General features: G+C 68.8%; 18 protein-coding genes and 1 tRNA gene. 18 read left to right on the top strand and 1 reads right to left on the bottom strand.

The genetic code is table 11. The features are described 5' to 3' along the window. The first annotated feature begins 158 nt into the window (after positions 1–158). The 18 genes from PHA29_RS08695 (at position 159) to nagA (ending at position 16,982) form a co-directional block, all read left to right on the top strand. Complete coding sequence (locus tag PHA29_RS08695; RefSeq protein ID WP_270849213.1) at positions 159–1,058, top strand: ComF family protein; 900 nt, start codon at positions 159–161, stop codon at positions 1,056–1,058. Between the two features lie 514 nt (positions 1,059–1,572). Further along, the gene (locus PHA29_RS08690; protein WP_270403899.1) at positions 1,573–2,538 is read left to right on the top strand and encodes a substrate-binding periplasmic protein; all 966 of its coding nucleotides are present in this window, start codon (positions 1,573–1,575) and stop codon (positions 2,536–2,538) included. Positions 2,539–2,782: 244 nt separating this feature from the next. Next, complete coding sequence (gene hpf, locus PHA29_RS08685) at positions 2,783–3,367, top strand: ribosome hibernation-promoting factor, HPF/YfiA family (protein ID WP_270403897.1); 585 nt, start codon at positions 2,783–2,785, stop codon at positions 3,365–3,367. 84 nt (positions 3,368–3,451) lie between these two features. Then, positions 3,452–4,408 (top strand): DegV family protein, encoded by a 957-nt coding sequence (locus PHA29_RS08680; protein WP_270403895.1) that lies wholly within the window; start codon positions 3,452–3,454, stop codon positions 4,406–4,408. Between the two features lie 115 nt (positions 4,409–4,523). Then, the gene (locus PHA29_RS08675) at positions 4,524–5,609 is read left to right on the top strand and encodes an NAD(P)-dependent oxidoreductase (protein ID WP_270403894.1); all 1,086 of its coding nucleotides are present in this window, start codon (positions 4,524–4,526) and stop codon (positions 5,607–5,609) included. 6 nt (positions 5,610–5,615) lie between these two features. Continuing rightward, complete coding sequence (locus tag PHA29_RS08670; protein ID WP_270849212.1) at positions 5,616–6,092, top strand: hypothetical protein; 477 nt, start codon at positions 5,616–5,618, stop codon at positions 6,090–6,092. A gap of 4 nt (positions 6,093–6,096) precedes the next feature. Then, positions 6,097–6,792: a hypothetical protein gene (locus PHA29_RS08665; RefSeq protein ID WP_270403890.1), complete on the top strand. Its 696-nt coding sequence runs from the start codon at positions 6,097–6,099 to the stop codon at positions 6,790–6,792. Positions 6,793–6,870: 78 nt separating this feature from the next. Continuing rightward, positions 6,871–7,983 (top strand): hypothetical protein, encoded by a 1,113-nt coding sequence (locus PHA29_RS08660; protein WP_270849211.1) that lies wholly within the window; start codon positions 6,871–6,873, stop codon positions 7,981–7,983. A gap of 9 nt (positions 7,984–7,992) precedes the next feature. After that, on the top strand, positions 7,993–9,243 hold the full coding sequence (locus tag PHA29_RS08655; protein ID WP_270849210.1) for a purine-nucleoside phosphorylase: 1,251 nt from the start codon (positions 7,993–7,995) through the stop codon (positions 9,241–9,243). 153 nt (positions 9,244–9,396) lie between these two features. Further along, positions 9,397–9,472: transfer RNA gene (locus PHA29_RS08650), tRNA-Thr, on the top strand. Between the two features lie 761 nt (positions 9,473–10,233). Continuing rightward, on the top strand, positions 10,234–10,674 hold the full coding sequence (locus tag PHA29_RS08645; RefSeq protein ID WP_270403886.1) for a PTS sugar transporter subunit IIA domain-containing protein: 441 nt from the start codon (positions 10,234–10,236) through the stop codon (positions 10,672–10,674). Then, positions 10,674–10,961: a preprotein translocase subunit YajC gene (gene yajC, locus PHA29_RS08640; RefSeq protein WP_270403884.1), complete on the top strand. Its 288-nt coding sequence runs from the start codon at positions 10,674–10,676 to the stop codon at positions 10,959–10,961. Before PHA29_RS08645 ends, yajC begins: the two co-directional genes overlap by 1 nt. 114 nt (positions 10,962–11,075) lie before the next feature. Continuing rightward, on the top strand, positions 11,076–11,558 hold the full coding sequence (gene agaV / locus PHA29_RS08635; protein WP_270403883.1) for a PTS N-acetylgalactosamine transporter subunit IIB: 483 nt from the start codon (positions 11,076–11,078) through the stop codon (positions 11,556–11,558). Positions 11,559–11,647: 89 nt separating this feature from the next. Then, positions 11,648–12,445, top strand: coding sequence for a PTS mannose/fructose/sorbose/N-acetylgalactosamine transporter subunit IIC (locus PHA29_RS08630; RefSeq protein WP_270403881.1), 798 nt, complete (start codon positions 11,648–11,650; stop codon positions 12,443–12,445). Continuing rightward, complete coding sequence (locus PHA29_RS08625) at positions 12,435–13,511, top strand: PTS system mannose/fructose/sorbose family transporter subunit IID (protein ID WP_270403880.1); 1,077 nt, start codon at positions 12,435–12,437, stop codon at positions 13,509–13,511. The genes PHA29_RS08630 and PHA29_RS08625 overlap by 11 nt, the downstream gene beginning before the upstream one ends. A 168-nt stretch (positions 13,512–13,679) precedes the next feature. Then, positions 13,680–14,411 carry a GntR family transcriptional regulator gene (locus tag PHA29_RS08620; protein WP_270403879.1) on the top strand — a complete coding sequence of 244 codons (732 nt, stop codon included), beginning with the start codon at positions 13,680–13,682 and terminating at the stop codon, positions 14,409–14,411. A gap of 164 nt (positions 14,412–14,575) precedes the next feature. Further along, positions 14,576–15,736: an SIS domain-containing protein gene (locus PHA29_RS08615; RefSeq protein WP_270849208.1), complete on the top strand. Its 1,161-nt coding sequence runs from the start codon at positions 14,576–14,578 to the stop codon at positions 15,734–15,736. Positions 15,737–15,821: 85 nt separating this feature from the next. Further along, the gene (nagA, locus tag PHA29_RS08610) at positions 15,822–16,982 is read left to right on the top strand and encodes an N-acetylglucosamine-6-phosphate deacetylase (protein ID WP_270403875.1); all 1,161 of its coding nucleotides are present in this window, start codon (positions 15,822–15,824) and stop codon (positions 16,980–16,982) included. 173 nt (positions 16,983–17,155) lie between these two features. On the opposite strand, the gene PHA29_RS08605 is transcribed toward nagA, so the two are convergent. Continuing rightward, the gene (locus PHA29_RS08605; RefSeq protein WP_270849205.1) at positions 17,156–18,211 is read right to left on the bottom strand and encodes an aldose epimerase family protein; all 1,056 of its coding nucleotides are present in this window, start codon (positions 18,209–18,211) and stop codon (positions 17,156–17,158) included. Positions 18,212–18,390: the final 179 nt, after the last annotated feature.

Raw genomic sequence — 18,390 nt, 5'->3', positions numbered from 1 at the left:
GGCCGCGCGCCCCGCCCGCGACGACGCACCGCGCCCCGAGTCCGGTGCGGCGGACGCGCCCGAGAAGAAGCGCCGTCGCCGCCGTCGCTCGCGCAAGCCCCGCTCCGGTGGGGAGGGCGCGTCCGGCGCCCCCGAGGCCGGCGGCTCCGCGGAGTGATATGACCGACGCCGAGGAAAGGACCCTCGCCCGCCCGGATGCGGGGAGGGTCCTTTCCTATGCCGGTAAGGTTCCGGTCGGAGCGCGCGGGGACGGCGGCGGGTCGGATGAGGGGTGCGCGGCCCCGTGGATCGCCTGCATGCGCGAGGCGGTGCTCGAGGCCCTGTCGCCCACGCGCTGCGCCGGATGCGAGCGCCCCGGGGACCTCGTCTGCGAGCGGTGCCTGCGCGGGCTCGACCTCATCGACCCCGCCCGGTCCTGCCTGCGCTGCGGCGCGCCGCTCGGCGACCTCGTCTGCACGGAGTGCGACGCCGGGTCTGAGGAGGCTGCCGGCCCCGGTCGCCGGCCCGGGGCGCCCGCGGGACGCGGGTCCTTCGCCTTCGAGCGCTGCCTCGCCATGGCCGCTTTCTCCGGGCCGCTGCCGCGGATCGTCCGCGCCTACAAGGACGGCGGGGAGCGCCGCCTCGCCCCGGTGCTCGCCGACCTCCTGCTCGACTGCCTCCTGCATGCCGAGCAGGCGGCTCCCGGGCGGTACGGGGGGATCGCGGGCGCCGCCGATGCGCTCGCGTTCGTGCCGGCGACCGCCGCCGCCTACACCCGGCGCGGGTTCGACCACATGGAGCTCGTCGCGCGCCCGCTCGCGGATGGGTGCGGGCTCGCGCTGCTCGATGCGCTCGCCAAGCACGGCGACGCGGACCAGCGGGCCCTCGGGCGGGCGGGCCGCCGTGCGGCGGGGCGGGGCGCCTACGAGGTTGTCGCCCCGGTGCGCGGGCTCTCCATCCTGCTGGTCGACGACGTGATGACCACGGGCGCCACCCTCGACGCCGCCGCCTCCGCCCTGCTGGACGCCGGCGCCTGCCGCGTCGACGCCCTCGTGCTGGCGCGCGTCTGCGGGGGATGAGGGCGCCCGCGACGGCCTTTGCGCCCGTCCCCCGCCCGCCGCCGGGCCCGTCCGCCCCCGCGCGTCCCCGTCCCGGCGCGCACCGTCCGGGCGCCCGCACGCCCCGCCCCGCAGCCGCTCTACTCCTATGGCGCGCGACCTGCTATAATGCCGCTCGTTCCTACCAGGCTGTGGTTGCGGGGGCCGCCGCGCGGACGTGCGGTGGCCCCTTAGTCCAAGGCAGACGCGGTCGAAGGGATCCACGTAAGCGTCCGCGTGCGCGCGGCGCGATCATGGCGCGTCCTAGAGGTAAGTCGCACCGTCCGTAGACCTGTTTTCGGGGCATGGGAGCCCCGCGGGCGAGCGGGTCAGTCGTGAAGGCGGCCGCGGCCGCCCGAGCAAACGCCCCGGTGCGCAGGTGTGGGGTCAAAGACCAGGTCAGCTGGGGGAACATCGGAAACTCGCGTGCCGGGGCCGGACGGTCCCGGCGATGCGGCGCCCCCGCGCCGCGAACTGAGGGATGGAGACACACGTGATGGAGAAGGCCGCTCATCTGCGGACCGGGCGCATGGCCGCCTTGGTCCTGTCGCTGCTGCTCGGGGTGTGCCTGAGCGGATGCTCGCTGCTCACGCCGTCGCGCACCGAGGCCGCGCGGAACCGCGAGCAGGTCGCCCCGGCGCTCGACGCCTCCTCCCTCGTCGAAGAGGGCGTGCTCACCGTCGCCCTCGACACCGCGGACGCCCCGCAGGGCATGACCGGCACCGACGGCGAGGTCACCGGCTACTACGCCGACGTTGCCCGCGCGCTCGCGCAGCGCCTCGGCCTGAAGGTGGCCTTCGTCTCCGCCACAAGCGCCTCCAACTCCCTGCCCGACGGCAGCGCGGACATCTTCCTGGGCGCCGCCGCCTCCGCCTCCGACGACGAGGTCACCGTGTTCGGGAGCTGCCTGGAGGACGCCCCCGCCCTGTTCGTGAAGGACGTCGACGCGGCGACCGTGTCCGCAGGCACCCTGTCGACCATGACCGTCGGAGTGCAGACCTCCTCCGCCGCGGCCGACGCGCTCGCCAAGGCGGGCGTCACCGCCGAGCAGAAGGCGTACGCCAACGTGAACGAGTGCTTCGACGCGCTGGCCTCGGGCGAGGTCGACTGCGTCGCCTGCGACGCCACCGCCGGCGCCTACCTCGCCCGCGCGTACGAGGGCGTGGGCTTCGCCGGCACCCTGGGCGCGGTCTCGGTGTCCGGCGTCGCGGTCCTGTCCTCCGCCTCCGACCTCTCCGACGAGGTGAGCACCGCGTTCGAGGAGATCGCCTCGGACGGCACCCTCTCGGCGGTCCACGCCCGGTGGTACGGCTCGCTGCCCTCCTCGCTGTCCGACACCCTCGTGAACGGCGTGACGCTGAGCGAGGACGACGGGCAGGACGCCCCCGCGGACACCCCGGCCTCCTCCTCCGACTCCTCCTCCGAGGTCGACCTCTCCGACATCAACCGGTTCGACGGATAGGACGCGCCGCATGGCGCGGACGCCCCGGGGCGCCGGGACCCGGGTCCGGCGGGTCGCCCCGCCCCCGGGTCCCGGCGCCCTTCGCGTGCGCGGCATACTCGAAACCGGCCGCGGTCGCGGGCACGTATCGGTGTCCGGCGGGGCTTCCGTCGCCAGCGGCCGCGCCGCGGTCGCCGTGTACCCCACCCGGTTTAGTGGGTACAACGAAGGTACGTCCTATTCCCGGATAGAAAAGGAGCCACGTATGGATATCAAGGTTTCTGGGCGCAAGACCACAGTTACCGATGCTCTGCGTGCGCGCGTCGACGAGAAGGTCGGCGAGGCTTGTAAGGTGTTCGACATCGACCCCATGACCGTCGACGTCGTGCTTCGCTATGAGAAGAACCCCTCCAACCCCAATCCCGCCATCGTCGAGGTCACGGTCCGCGCCCGCGGCTCGGTGATCCGCGTGGCCGAGCACGGGGCGGACATGTACGCCGCCATCGACGCCTCCGCCGACAAGGTGGCGCGCCAGCTCCGCAAGTTCAAGACCAAGGTCGTCGACCGCCGCCAGCAGGGGCCGTCGGCAGCCGAGGTCGCCCCGGTCGAGCCCGTCGAGGACCTGGCGGACCTGCTCATCCCGGAGGACGCGGACGACCAGCTGGTCCGCGAGAAGGTCATCGACATCACCCCCATGACCGAGGAGCAGGCCCTCGTCCAGACCGACCTTCTGGGCCATGACTTCTACGTGTTCGAGAACGCGACGACCGGCCTCATCAATGTGGTCTATCACCGTAAGAATGGTGGATACGGCATCATCAAGCCCAAGATCGAGGGCATCGACGGGTAGAATGGCAACCATGTGCATGTAGGTTGCGAACGGCGGCCGTCCCATGCGGGGCGGCCGTTTTTTGCCGAACGCGAAAGGGCGGGCATGAACAGCATTCCCACGGGTTCCGGCCACGCGCGCCGTGCGAGGATCGTCGTCGATACCTGTGCCGACCTCACCCCCGAGATCGCCGCGTCGCTCGATGTCGACATCCTCGGGTTCCCGTACATCCTCGACGGCGAGGAGCATACCGACGACATCTGGACCTCCATCACCCCGAAGGAGTTCTACGACAAGCTGCGCGCCGGCTCGCAGGCCTCCACGTCCGCCGTCTCGCTCGGGCGCTACCTGGAGTTCTTCACCCAGTGCGCCGAGGAGGGCACGCCCACGGTCTACCTGTGCTTCACCTCCGCGCTCTCCAGCAGCTACAGCTCCGCGGTCACCGCCGCCGAGCAGGTGGTCGCCGAGCATCCCGGCTTCGAGCTGTACGTGGTCGACAACGCCCTGCCGTGCGCCTGCGGCGAGCTGCTCGCGCTCGAGGCGGTCCGCCAGCGCGCCGCCGGCCTCACCGCCAAGGAGCTCGCGGCATGGGCCGATCAGGCCAAGACCTGCGTCCACGGTTACTTCACCCTGGACTCGCTCGACTCCCTCGCGGCGGGTGGGCGCATCCCCCCGACCGCGGCGCAGCTCTCGAGCAAGCTCGACATCAAGCCCGAGCTGTCCTTCGACCTCGCCGGGTCGCTCACGCTGATCGGCGTGAACCGCGGCCGCAAGAAGGCGCTGAAGGCGCTCATCAAGTCGTTCAAGGAGAACTACATCGCCGACCCCGCCATGCCCATCACGATCGTCTCGGCCGACGCCGAGAAGGACGCCGACTGGGTCGAGGCGGCGGTGCGCCGCGAGGAGGGCTGCGAGAACGTCACGGTCATCCGCGGCTCGGTGGGCCCCACCATCGGCGCCCATGTGGGCCCCGGCATGGTCGCGCTCATCTTCTGGGGTCGCGACCGCGCCGAGTCCGTCTCGCTCTCCGACCGCATCGCGCGCAAGGTCCGCGGGGCGTAGGCGGTCCCCCGGCATCCCGCCGGATGCCGCCCCGCCTCCCGGCCCGCCGCGTCGCCCCGGGTGCCGCGGCGCGCCCAACCCGACGTCACACAACCCATAGGACAGGAGTTCATACATGGCAGACAAGAAGCTGAAGGTCGCCTTCATCGGCACCGGCATCATGGGGGCGCCCATCGCCGGGCACATCATGGACGCCGGCTACGACGTCACGGTCTACAACCGCACCCGCGCCAAGGCGGATGCGCTCGTGGCGCGCGGCGCCCGCTGGGCGGACACCCCCGCCGAGGCCGCCGCGGACGCGGACGCGGTGTTCACCATGGTCGGGTTCCCGACGGACGTCGAGGAGCTCTACCTCTCGGGCGAGGGCCTGCTCACCTGCGCCAAGGAGGGCGCCTACCTCATCGACCTCACCACGAGCTCGCCGGAGCTGGCGCGCGACATCGCCGAGGCGGCCGAGACCATGGGCAAGCACGCCTTCGACTGCCCGGTGACCGGCGGCGAGGCGGGCGCGCAGGCGGGCACCCTCACGCTGATCGTCGGCGCCACCGAGGCGGACATCGCCCCCGTGCGCGAGCTGCTCGAGGCCTTCTCCTCCAAGATCTTCTGCTTCGGCGGCCCCGGCAAGGGCCAGGCCGCCAAGCTCGCCAACCAGGTGTCGCTCGCGGCCTCCATGGTGGGCATGGCCGACGCCCTGTCCTTCGCCCAGCAGTGCGACCTCGACCTCGCCCTCACGCGCGAGATGATCCTCGGCGGCACCGGCGCCTCCGGCGCCATGCAGCAGCTCGCCCCCAAGTCGCTCGACGGCGACTGGAGGCCCGGCTTCATGGTCAAGCACTTCCTGAAGGACCTCGGCCTCGCCCTGCAGGCAGCCGAGGAGAAGGAGATCGCGCTGCCCGGCGCGGACACCGCCTTCACGCTGTACGACATGCTCGAGGCCATCGGCGGCGGGGATCTGGGCACCCAGGCGATCACCCTGCTGTACCAGGAGGAGTCCGAGGCGGTCGCCGCCGGGCTCGACTGGTCGCTGTACACCTCCGCCCACGAGCACGACGAGGAGTGCGGCTGCGGCCACGACCACGGCCACGACCACGAGTGCGGCTGCGGGCACGAGCACGGCCACGACCACGAGTGCTGCGGGGGCCATGGCCACGGCCACGACGGCTCCTGCGGCTGCGGCCACGACCACGGCGAGAGCGAGTAGCCCGGCATGTGGGCCTTCTACATCTGCGCGCTGCTGCTGCTGTTCTTCGGCATCTACATCGGCTTCATCCTGGGGAGCTCCTGGGGCGAGCGCGCGGTGACGGCTGCGGACTACTGGAAGATGAACGCGGCCGCGATCCTGGCGGCGGTGCTCGCGGGCTTCGTGCTCGCGGGCGTGCCGCTGCTCTACGGCGCGATCGTCGGCGTGCTCGCGGGATGCATCGCGGGCCTCAAGATGTCGTTCGGCGAGTCCTCGGGACCGTGGCGCTGGCTCGACCGCTTCATGAACGTGAACCGGTCCCACCGGGAGACGGCCGAGAAGGGCACGGGCGAGGAGCGCCGCCGGCGCCGTCGCGCGGGGGAGCGGGGCCCCGACCTCATATCGGTGGCGCCCGACCGCCCCTCGTCGGAGGCCGAGCGGGGCGGGGCCGACGCGGCGCGCGGCCGCGCGAGGAAGAACGGAACCACGAAGGATGCGAGGTAGAGTTATGGCAACGGAGCAGGTTCAGGAGCTTTCCGCGGAGGAGGCGGAGCGTCTCGCGTCGGTCGAGGCCGACCGCGACGCCCTCGCGGCACTGGTCGAGGATCTCGCGGGGCACAGCCGCCGCAAGCGCCAGCTGTCCGCGCGCGTGGTGAACCTCGTGGCCCAGCGCGAGCCGGAGCTGCTCGCCCCCTATATCCCGGACCTCGTCGACGCGCTGTACCGCCCCGAGGCGCAGACCCGCTGGGAGGTGCTCGACGCGCTGACCCTGCTGGTCCCCGCGCACGCCAAGGAGGTCGGCGCGGCGTACGACGGCGCGGAGGCCGCCCTGTTCGACGAGATCTCCGCCACGCTGCGCCTGTCCGCCTTCCGCATGCTGTGCACCTGGGGCGCCACCGACCGCGGCCGCTCCAAGAAGGTCTGGCCGGTCATCGACGAGGCCATCCAGTGCTACCACGGGGACCTCGAGTACCGCGATATGCTGGGCTGCCTGCATGAGTTCGCCCAGGGCAAGATCGAGGGGGGCGTCGCCGGGGAGCTCGCCGGCCGCCTGCAGTTCGACGCGGAGAACGGCAAGGGCAGCTATCTCAAGGCGCGCTCGTCCGAGATCTACGACATGCTGGTCAAGCGGTTCAAGCTCGACCATCCGCAGAAGCGCGCCCGCACCGTCTCCAAGTCCGAGGACATGGACGACGACGAATAGGGACCGAGGGCGCGGCCGCCGGGGCTCGGCGACCGCGCCGTCTTTTCATGCCGAACCACGAAGAAGGAGAGCCATCGCATGGGTCTGATTCAGAAGAAGGACGACGAGGAGCGCGAGGTCATCGAGGGGGTCGAGATCATCGAGCGGTCGGACGTCCCCGACGACCTGCCGCAGGCGGACTACGACCTCGTCGCGGGCGAGAGCGCCGAGGACATCGCCGCGGGCTCCGCGGACGAGACCGGCGATGGGGCCGGCCATGCCGAACCCGCCGTCGAGGGCGATGGCTCCGAGCAGGAAGACGGGGATGCCGCGGCCGCCGATGACGAGGAGCCGGCGGACGCCTCGGGCGCCGCCGCGTCCCCGTCCCGCCGCGTCCCAGCCCCGCTGGTCGCGGTCGCCGTCGTGGCGGTCATCGCCGCCGCTGCCATCGGCTACCTGGTGGGCTCGGGTTCCTTCGGCAGCAAGGGCGCGGATTCCGCCTCGCTGACCTCCGACCAGCTCGACTGCGTGATCGCCTCCTACACCTACGGCGGCTCCTCGCACGACATCACCGCGCGCCAGGTGATCGAGGCCCAGTACAGCCTCGATGCCGTCGAGCAGGAGGACGGGACCTACCCGACCCCCTCGGCCGACACCGCCCTGTCCTACGCGCGCAACCAGATCCTGCTCGCCGAGGCCGACCAGCGGGGCATCACGGTGAGCGACGAGGAGATGGCCGACTTCGCCGAGCAGTCGCTCGGGACCTCCGATTACGCGACCATGGCCGAGCAGTACCAGCTGTCCGAGGACCAGGCTCGCGAGGTCGTCCGCCAGCAGGTCACCCTCCGCAAGCTCTACGACCAGGTCGTCCCCGAGAGCGACGCCACCGCGCCCACGGCCCCGACCGAGCCCGAGAACGGGGACACGTCGACGCGCTCCAAGGAGTACGCGGACTACATCATCGGTCTGCTGGGCGATGAGTGGGACGCTGAGTCCGGCACCTGGGCATCCGAGGACGGCGACTTTTACGCCGCGCTCTCCGGGACCGACTTCTCGGCCGACTCCGCGAGCTACGAGCAGGCTCTGACCGCGTACTACGTGGCCTACCAGAAGTACGCCGAGCAGAGCAGCGGGTACGCGGAGCAGTGGTCGGAGTTCCAGAACGGGCTGTTCGCCGACGCCGATATCGACCTGTACGGCCTGTTCGCCTAAGGTCCGCGCGTGCGCGCCCCGATAGTGATGAGTTCCTGCCTGCTTGGAGCCCCTTGTCGATACGACGGGGGCTCCAAGCCCGTTTCGGCGTGCATGCGGCTCGCCGAGGGCCTGCGCGCGCGAGCGGGCGAGGGGGCGGTGGCCCCCGTCTGCCCTGAGCTGCTCGGCGGCCTCCCGTGTCCGCGCATGCCCGCGGAGCGGCGGGGGCGGCGCGTCATCGCGCGCGACGGGACCGATGTCACCCGCGCCTACGCCGAGGGATCGGCGCGCTCGGTCGAAATCGCCCGCGAGGCGGGCGCGCGCCTTGCTATCCTGAAGGCGAACAGCCCGTCGTGCGGCAGCGGCCGCATCTACGACGGGACCTTCACGGGCCGGCTCGTGCCGGGTCACGGCACGGCGGCCGAGGCGCTGATGCAGGAGGGGTTGACCGTGGTCGATGAGCGTCTGGTCGGCTATTGCGAGCCGAGTTTCGAGCATCCGGTGGCGATCGTGCTGGGAAGCGGGCTGGGGGCGCTGGCGGACCGCGTGCGCGCGGTGCGGCGCATCCCCTACGACGACATCGAGGGCTTCCCGGATGAGGCGATCCCCGTGGAGGGGCATCGATTCGAGGTGATCGTGGGCACCATCGACGGCGTGCCGGTGGTGGTGTATCCGGGGCGCGTCCATCTCTATCAGGGGTACTCCGCCCTGCAGGTGACCTCCCTCGTCCGTCACGCGCACCGGCTCGGATGCCGGGACATCGTCCTGACCTGCGCGTCGGGGGCGGTCGGGCAGACCGAGCCGGGGACCGTGGGGCTCATCCGCGACCAGCTGAACCTGACCGGGGCGAACCCGCTGGCGAGCGCCGAATGCGTCGCCGCGGCGGAGATCGACGTCCCGTTCATCCCGATGGCGGGCGCCTACTCCAGCTATCTCGCCGAGTTCGCGCGCGCCGCCGCCGAGGAGGCGGGGGTGCGGCTCGTCGAGGGCGTCTACGCCGGCCTGCTCGGACCGACCTACGAGACCGCGGCGGAGGTGCGCGCCCTGTCGGTGCTGGGCGCGGACTTCGTGGGGATGTCCACGGTGTGCGAGGCCATCATGGCGCATGCGCTGGGCATGCAGGTGCTCGGGCTCACGCTCGTCACCAACTACGCGGGGCGCGCGGACAACGCGCACGACGAGGTGCTCCGGGTCGCCGATTCCGGCGGGGCGGCGGCGACCGAGGTGGTGCTGGGCGTGCTGCGGGCGCTGGGCGGCCGCGGGCAGGCACTTCCCTCCTGAGGCGACGGGCGCCGGCGGTGCCGGGACGGGCCCTTCCCGCCCGACGCCCTCCCAGCGTGTTCCTCCTGTGACGGCAAATTCCCGCTTGCGTCTTCGCGGGTTTGCCCGTACTATAGATAACCGCATCCGGCCTCGTGCCGATGCATGGTCAAAGCCAACGTGGCTCAGCTGGTAGAGCAACGCACTCGTAATGCGTGGGTCAGCGGTTCGAATCCGCTCGTTGGCTCCATAGTATTCGACAGGGCCCCGGCGACGGGGCCCTTCTCGTATCCGTGCGGGGCGGCGGATTCGAACCGATGAGGTCGCGAGGCTGAGCGAACGCGCGAGCGTTCGCCAGCGAGCGCGCGAGGGCGGCGCGAGCCGCCCGGAGCATGCGGACGCCGCAGGCGGACGCGAACGAAAGCATGTCGTATCTGACACGAAGACGTCTGGCGGGAGGGGTCCATGTCAGATGCGACATGCTTTCACCCTCCGGCACCGATGGGGATCGGCTCGTGCGGGCGCCCTTGCAATCGGCCGCCTCCGGCCAGGACGGTTCCCCGGCATGTCCGCGACCGGTTCCCGACGGCGGGGACGGGCGCGCCCGCCGAAGCGTTCCCCCAACGTTTCCCCACCGTTTCAGCAGGTTAACGAGCTGGTTGCCGGCGCGTGAACCACTATTTCATACCAGTGAAAAGAACCAACACATTTTTGAAATCAATATGAACGGAATCGGTTGACATACTGGATGAAAAGACAAGCTGCCAAAACGAACATGTATATGTGAAATCAATCTCATGCAAATAAAAAACGCAGGTAGTACAATTATTTTTCAGGTAGACGGTCGAAATCCCGCTGCGAACGGTTTAATACAACCGCCCACGCGAAAACACATTGAGAACATGTGGAGGCCTGCTACAATAAGTGACACGTTATGTGGTTACTACCAGTTGCCCTGCAGGGCAGGCAGGGGAGGCGCACGGACGCGCGTCCCGAGAAAGGTGGCATGAGATGATCGGTTTCATCCTCACGGGACATGCTCAGTTCTCGAACGGTTTGGCGAGCGCGATCGACATGGTCGCCGGCGACCAGCCCGCCTTCCAGATCGTCCCCTTCGACGGGGCTCAGGCCGCCACCTACGGTGACGACCTCCGCGGCGCCATCTCCGCCATGCGCGAGGAGACCGACGGCGTCCTGGTCTTCGTCGACCTGCTCGGCGGCACCCCGTTCAACCAGGCCATGATGATCTCCCAGGACATCGCCGATGTCGAGGTCGTCACCGGCACCAACCTCCCCATGCTCATCGAGCTGCTGCTCACCCGCGGCGCGGGCTCCACCCTGGCTGAGCTGGCCGATCAGGCCGTCGCCGTGGGCCAGGCCGGCATCGTGCACAAGAAGCTCGAGGCCGCGCCGGCCGAGGGCGACGACCTCGATGACGGCGAGGGCATCTAATGGAGGGCTTCCTCCAGGACGTCCTGGCCTCTTCGGTGGCGCTGCTGATCCTGCTTGCCATCATGGGCGCGATCTACCTCATCTGGACGCAGGTCGGCCTCAAGAAGAAGCGCGACTACTTCAAGGAACTTCACACCGAGCTCGCTCCCGGTCAGGAGGTCATGTTCGCCGGCGGCATCTTCGGTACGGTCAAGAGCATCGACGGCGACCGCGTGGAGGTCAAGGTCCGCTCCGGTGCCGTCCTCGACGTCTCGCGCTACGCCATCCAGGAGATCGGCGGCAGGTAGCGCCCCCCAACGCCCGGTTCTTTTGGGATGCGGGCAGCGGCGAACCGCCGCCCGCCCCTTGCATAGGACAGTCGGAACAGCAAGCAATCGGTATACGAAAGGATGCGAACCAACATGGCAGAGCCCAACATTCTCCTTACCCGCATCGATAACCGTCTTATCCATGGCCAGGTGGCGACTCAGTGGAACTCCACCCTGGGCGCGAACCTCATCCTCGTCGCCAACGACGAGGTGTCCGGCAACACCATGCGCCAGAACCTCATGAAGATGGCGGCCCCGGCCGGCGTCGCCACCCGCTTCTTCTCGCTGCAGCACACCATCGACATCATCTCGAAGGCGTCGCCCAAGCAGAAGATCTTCATCGTGGCCGAGACCCCGCAGGACGTGCTGACGCTCGTCAAGGGCGGGGTGCCTATAAAGAAGGTCAACATCGGCAACATGCACATGTCGGAAGGAAAGCGGCAGGTTGCAACGACGGTCGCCGTTGACGACGCCGACGTCGCCGCTTTCAAGGAGCTGCAGGATTTGGGGGTGGAGTTGGAGATTAGGCGTGTTCCGAGCACGCCGGTCGAGGATTCGTCCAAGCTGTTCGCCTAACGGGGCGCATCCTCCCCGCGGCGGGTCCGCCCGCCGCACACGTACGTGACGTTTCGTATCTATGAACACATTCGAAAGGAGGAGCATAGATGGACGTCTCGATTGTTCAGATCGTTCTGGTCTTCCTGGTCACCTTTGTCGCGGCCATCGATCAGTTCGACTTCCTCGAGTCGCTGTACCAGCCCATCGTCACCGGTGCCATCATCGGCGCCATCCTCGGCGATGTGAACACCGGCCTGATCGTTGGTGGTACGTACCAGCTCATGACCATCGGTAACATGCCGATCGGAGGTGCCCAGCCGCCCAACGCGGTCATCGGCGGCATCATGGCTGCTATCTTCGCCTGCACGCTCGACATGGATCCCGACATGGCCGTCGCTACCGCGATCCCGTTCGCGCTGCTCGGCCAGTACGGCGTGACCCTGTTCTTCACGCTCCGCGCCCCGCTGCTCGAGTTCTTCCGCAGCGCCGCTGAGAAGGCCGACACCAAGGCCATCACCAAGTGGACGGTCGTCTCCGAGATCATCCTCGGTGTGATCTTCGCCGTGATCGTGACCCTGTTCTTCATCGGCGGCCTCGCCGTCGGTCAGCAGATCGTCGACGCGATCCCCGAGTGGGCCAACGTCGGTCTGTCCCAGGCTGGCAACATGATGAAGTTCGTCGGCTTCGCCATCCTGCTCAAGATCATGATGAATCGCGATATGTGGGGCTTCTTCTTCATGGGCTTCGGCCTGGCCCTGATCGCGAGCAACATCGAGGCCATCGCCGGCCCCGCGCTGCTCATCCTCACCCTCATCGGCTTCGGTATCGCTTTCTGGGACTTCCAGCAGCAGACCGAGCTGAAGGGCGCTGTCGCTGACGGAGGTGACTTCACCGATGGCATCTAATGAGTTCGTTGTCCCCGAGCGCTATGAGGATCTGACCCCTGCTCCGCAGGTCGACCAGAAGACTCTGAACCGTATGGCCCTGCGCTCCTACTGGCTCCAGTCCTCGTTCAACTACGAGACCATGCAGTCCGGCGGCTGGCTGTTCGCCATGATCCCCGGCCTGGAGAAGGTGCACACCAACAAGAACGACCTCGCGGCGTCGATGTACCACAACCTGGACTTCATCAACACCCACCCGTTCCTGGTGACCTTCGTTATGGGTATCGTTCTGTCCCTCGAGCAGAACAAGGTCGATACCCAGACCATCCGCGCCGTCCGCATCTCCGCGGCCTCGCCGCTGGGCGGCATCGGTGACGCCCTGTTCTGGCTGACGCTCGTGCCCATCACGGCCGGCATCACCTCCAACATGGCCATCGCCGGTAACATCGCGGCCCCGATCATCTTCCTGGTGATCTTCAACCTGGCCCAGGCTGCGTGCCGCTTCGGCCTCATGAACTGGTCCTACCGTGTCGGCACCGGCGCCATCGACGCGCTGACCGCCAACATGCAGGCCTTCACCCGTGCGGCCTCCATCCTCGGCGTCTTCGTCGTCGGTTGCCTGACCGTCACCATGGGTGCCACCCAGATCAACCTCACGATCCCCAACGGCACCACCCGCGGTCTCGTGGCCCACACCGTCGTCGTGTCCAACGAGGAGGCGGAGAACTTCGCCGACCTCGCCGTCGACACCGACACCGCTGAGGCGGGCACCATCGCGATGACCGACACCGAGGGCGCGGCCCTGACCGCCTCCGACGCTGACGGCAACGCGGTCGAGACCGGTATCGTCGATCTCGGCAACGGCATGAGCCAGGTCACCTACGGCGAGGTTACCGAGACCCCGGTTTCCTACTCCGTGGCCTCCACGCTCGACTCCGTCCTGCCGAAGCTCGTCCCGCTGGCGCTCGTTCTTCTGCTGTACTTCCTGTTCGCCAAGAAGAACTTCACGCCGATCAAGGGCATCGTCCTGCTGCTCGTCATCGGCATCCTGGGTTCCGGCTGCGGCATCTGGCCCTCCATCTGGTAAGGACCTGACATCTCGTGCGGGGTGCGCATCGGCGCATCCCGCACCCGCACCAGAGCTTCTTGAACGGCCGCGACCCGCACGCGTTGAGGGACGCGGCCGTTCTTCCATCCGGTCGGACCCCTGCCTCGGGGCACCCGGCATCGGCACCGTCGAGGAAAGGAGGCGCATATGGCCATCGCGGCTCGCAAGCAGCCCCTCTACGATCAGCTCGTCGATATCCTGACCGAGAAGATCGAGCACGAATACCGCCCCGGTGACCTGATGCCCTCCGAGCGCGAGCTGTCCAAGCACTACGGGATCTCGCGCACCACCGTACGCCTCGCCTTGCAGGAGCTGGAACGCCTCGGCCTGGTCGTGCGCCAGCACGGACGCGGCACCTTCGTCGCGGACCGGTCCGTCCAGGCGACGAACCTCTCCCAGACCTATAGCTTCACCGTCCAGATGCGCGAGATGGGACGCGTGCCGTCCACGACGATCCTCGAGTTCTGCGAGATCGAGGCGGACAAGAACCTGGCGGAGAGCCTGCGCGTCCATATCGGGGACAAGCTCTACAAGCTCAAGCGCCTGCGCAGCGCCGACGACATGCCCATGATGGTCGAGCGGACCTACCTGCCTATGCGCAAGTTCATGTCGCTCAAGCGGCCCATGCTGGAGCACAGCGCGCTGTACGACGTGATCGAGCGGGACTTCCACGAGACGATCCGCGTGGCGGAGGAGGAGTTCTTCGCGAGCATCGCCCGACCCGCCGACGCGCACCTGCTCGACATCGGCGAGGGCGCGCCGGTCTTGGAGCTCGTGCGCACCACCTACGACATGCGCAACGAGATCATCGAGTACACCCTGTCCGTCGCCCGCGCCGACCAGTTCAAGTACAAGATCTTCCACTATCGGAACGAATGACCCGTCGCGAGCGCCTGTGCGGGAACGGGACCGGGGCATGGGGCCGCCCGGCCCGCGACCCCGCTCCCGCCCAGGCACTTCAAGGCCGCCCGTCAGGGCGCGCCCCTGTGGGTATCAGGTACCGGGAAGGATGGATCCCGGTCTGTATGCAAAGGAGTTTTTGAATGTTCGAGAAGGATATCGAGGAGCTCAAGGCCCTCGGCGCCGACATCACGACGGCTGAGATCAAGCAGCAGCCCGAGCTGTGGCGCGACGCCTACAACATCTACCGCGAGAACAAGGACGCGGTCGAGGCCTTCCTGGCCGACCTCACGGATGCCGGCCGCGTGACCGTCGTCTTCGCGGGCGCCGGCACCTCCGATTACGTCGGCGACACCGTCGCCCCGTACCTCCGCCGCGTCGCCGATACCGACGCGTTCAACTTCATGCCGGTCGCCACCACCGACATCGTCTCGGCCCCGCTGGACTTCCTGCGCCCGGACGACCCGACCCTGCTCGTCTCCTTCGCCCGCTCCGGCAACAGCCCCGAGAGCCTCGCCGCCGTCGACGTCGCCCGCAAGGTCGTGAAGAACATCAAGTTCCTGAACATCACCTGCGCGCCCGAGGGCAAGCTCGCCGTCGAGAGCGCCGACGACCCGCGCGCCTACACCATCCTGATCCCGCGCGCCAACGACAAGGGCTTCGCGATGACGGGCAGCTACTCCTGCATGTCGCTGATCACGATGCTGCTGTTCGACCGCTCCTCCGAGGAGGACAAGGCGGCGTGGGTCGAGACCGCTGCCAAGATGGGCGAGGAGGTCGTGGCCCGCGAGGCGGAGATCGCCGATTTCCTCGACTGCGGCTTCAACCGCCTGACCTATCTGGGTTCCGGCGCCTTCGGCGGCCTGGCCCAGGAGTCCCAGCTCAAGATCCTCGAGCTCGCGCGCGGCCTCGTGGCGACCTCGTGGGACACCAGCATGGGCTACCGCCACGGGCCCAAGTCCTTTGTGGACGACAAGACCCTCGTCTTCGTCTTCGTCAACAACGACGCGTACACCCGTCAGTACGACCTCGACATCCTCGAGGAGATCGACGGCGACGGCATCGCCATGAAGACCATCGCCGTGCAGCAGGCCGGCGAGACCGGGTTCGATCACGCCTCTTTCACCTTCGAGGGGTATGACGCGCTGCCCGAGGGCTACCTCGCCCTGCCGTTCGTCATGGTCGGCCAGACCGTGTCGCTGCTGAACTCCGTGCGCGTGGGCAACAAGCCCGATACGCCGAGCCCCACCGGCACGGTGAACCGCGTCGTCAAGGGCGTGACCATCCACCCCTACGGCGAGTAGGTCGGCTCGACGAGCTGATGTACGGCGCCCGCCTCGTCGACCTTGCGGCGGGCGGGCGCTTTTTCATGAGAGAAAGGAGAGCTCGATGAGCACCTACGCGATCAAGGCCGATACCTTCTTCCTTCCCACCCGCGTGGCGCACGGCGGGTACCTCATGGTCGAGGACGGCGTCTTCGGCGCCTATGTGACCGACGAGCCGGACTGCAAGATCCTCGACCTCGCCGGCAAGCAGGTCGCCCCCGGTTTCGTGGACACCCATATCCACGGCTTCGACAACTGCGACGTCATGGACTGCAAGGCGGACAGCGTCCGCACCATCTCGCGCGGCATCCTGCGCAACGGCGTGACCTCGTGGCTCCCCACGACGCTCACCGCCACCACCCAGCAGCTCTCGGACGCCTGCGCGAGCGTGGCCGAGGCCGCGGCCGAGCCGGGCGAGGAGCCGATGGCGCGCATCCAGGGTATCTTCCTGGAGGGCCCCTTCTTCACCGAGAAGCACAAGGGCGCCCAGAACCCCGCGTACCTCTCCGCGCCGGATATCGACACCCTGCGCGCGTGGCAGGAGGCCGCGGGCGGCCTCATCAAGAAGATCGCCATCGCCGCGGAGTACCCCGAGAGCCCTGCGTTCATCACCGGTGCGCGCGAGATGGGCGTCGTTGTGGCGCTCGGCCACTCCGACGCCGGCGTGCACGACGCGCTCGCCTGCCTCGATGCAGGCGCGACGGTCTTCGTCCACACCTACAACGGCATGAGCCCCCTGCACCATCGCGAGCCGGGCATGGTGGGCGCCGCGCTGTACTCCGGCGACAAGTCCTACTCCGAGCTGATCTGCGACGGGCACCATGTGAACCCTATCGCCGCGGCCATCGTCATGAACGCCAAGGGCCATGACCACACCTGCCTCATCACCGACTGCATGTGCGCCGGCGGCATGCCCGACGGCGACTACTTCCTGGGCGAGCTGCCGGTCGTCGTCGCCAACGGCACCGCGCGCCTGAAGGACGGAGGCTCGCTGGCGGGCTCCATCCTCAACATGAAGGACGCCGTCAAGAACGTCGTGGACTGGGGCATCGCCACGCCGGCGCAGGCCGTCTACATGGCCACGCAGGCGCCTGCCGAGGCCAACGAGATCGCGGACGTCTGCGGCTCGATCCGCGCCGGCCGCGCCGCCGACTTCGTCGTGCTCGAGCCCGACATGTCGCTCGCCGCCACCTATCTGGGCGGTTCGTGCGTGTACGAGGCGTAGCGCTCGCTTCGCCGCCTGTGGTCGGGGGGGGCGGCCCAGGGGCCGGCCCGAACGGCGATAGGTGCATATGACAGGAGGCCGGGGACATTCCCGGCCTCCTGCTGTTTCCTTCTGGTGTTTCGACCCGCCCCGATAGGGGGTCGGTGCTCGAGCGCGTTCGCCCGTCCGTGCTCCTAGATCGTGCCGAAGCGGTACTCGATCACGCTCTCGAACGGATGGTCCGGGCCGCAGAAGCACTGCGGGAAGCTCGGGATGTTCGGCGTGTTGGGGATGTACTCGGGCTCGAAGGCGAAGCCGCTGTTGGCGGTGTAGGTCGCATCGTCCTTGGCGTGGACGTCGTCGCAGAAGTTGCCGGTGTAGAGGTGCGCGCCGGGGGCGGTGATGCGGATGTCCATGGTGCGCCCGCTCGCGGGGTCCTCCGCGTGCAGCGCGGGGCGAAGGTGCCCGCAGGGCCAGAAGCCGTCGACGACCATGCAGTGGTCGAAGCCGTTCGCGATGCGGATCTGGGCGTAGTCGGACTCGATGTCGCGTCCCAGGGGCTTGGGGGTGCGGAAATCGAGCGGGGTGCCCGCGACATCGCGCAGCTCGCCGGTGGAGACGGAGTGGTCGTCGAGCACCGCGAAGCGCGACGCCGCGACGGACACGACCTGGTCGCGTACGCTGCCCGCACCGTGCCCCGCCAGGTTGAAGTAGGTGTGGTTGGTCATGTTGGCGAAGGTGCGGCGATCGGAGTCGCAGGTGTAGCGCAGGGTGAAGACGCCCTGGGGGCTGACGGAGAACTCGGCGGAGAAGGTGCGCTCGCCGGGCAGGCCGAGCTCGCCGTGGGCGAGCGCGCAGGTCATGCGGACGGCGTTGGCCTCCTCGTCGACCTCGGCGGTCCACATGCGCTTATGCAGGCCGTGGTCGAGGTCGGTGTGCAGGTTGTTCTCGCCCTCGTTGGCCGCGAGGCGCCACTCGGTGCCGTCGATGGTGAGGCGCGCCCCTCCGATGCGGTTGGCGGACGGGCCGATGGTGGCGCCGTAGCACGAGGGGTTGGCGCCGGCGTAGCCGTCGACCGTCGGGTACCCGAGGACGATGTCGGCGCTCGCCCCGTGCGCATCGGGGACGTCGATCCCCACGATGGTGGCGCCGAAATCCATGATGCGGACGGCGATGCCGCCGCCGGAGATCTCGAAACGGGTGACGGCGGAGCCGTCGGGGGCGGTGCCGAAGGGAGCGGTGCTGATCATGGTTGTTCCTTTACCGTGAGCTGGGAAAATCCTTCGGACATTATACCGCGTGCGAGGCGATGCGGCGGCCTCGGGGCGGGGGGTTAGCGTATCGGGGCCGCAGGGCTCGCGGCCGGCGACCGGCGCGGTCGCTGCGGGCGCCGGCTCGGGGGGGCGGGGCCCGCGGCTGGCGGTCGCCC

Origin of the sequence: Candidatus Collinsella stercoripullorum (assembly GCF_027669965.1) — a bacterium.
Lineage (GTDB): Bacteria > Actinomycetota > Coriobacteriia > Coriobacteriales > Coriobacteriaceae > Collinsella > Collinsella stercoripullorum.
The sequence above is the reverse complement of the archived record's forward strand: the minus strand, read 5'-3'. Positions and strand labels throughout refer to the sequence as shown.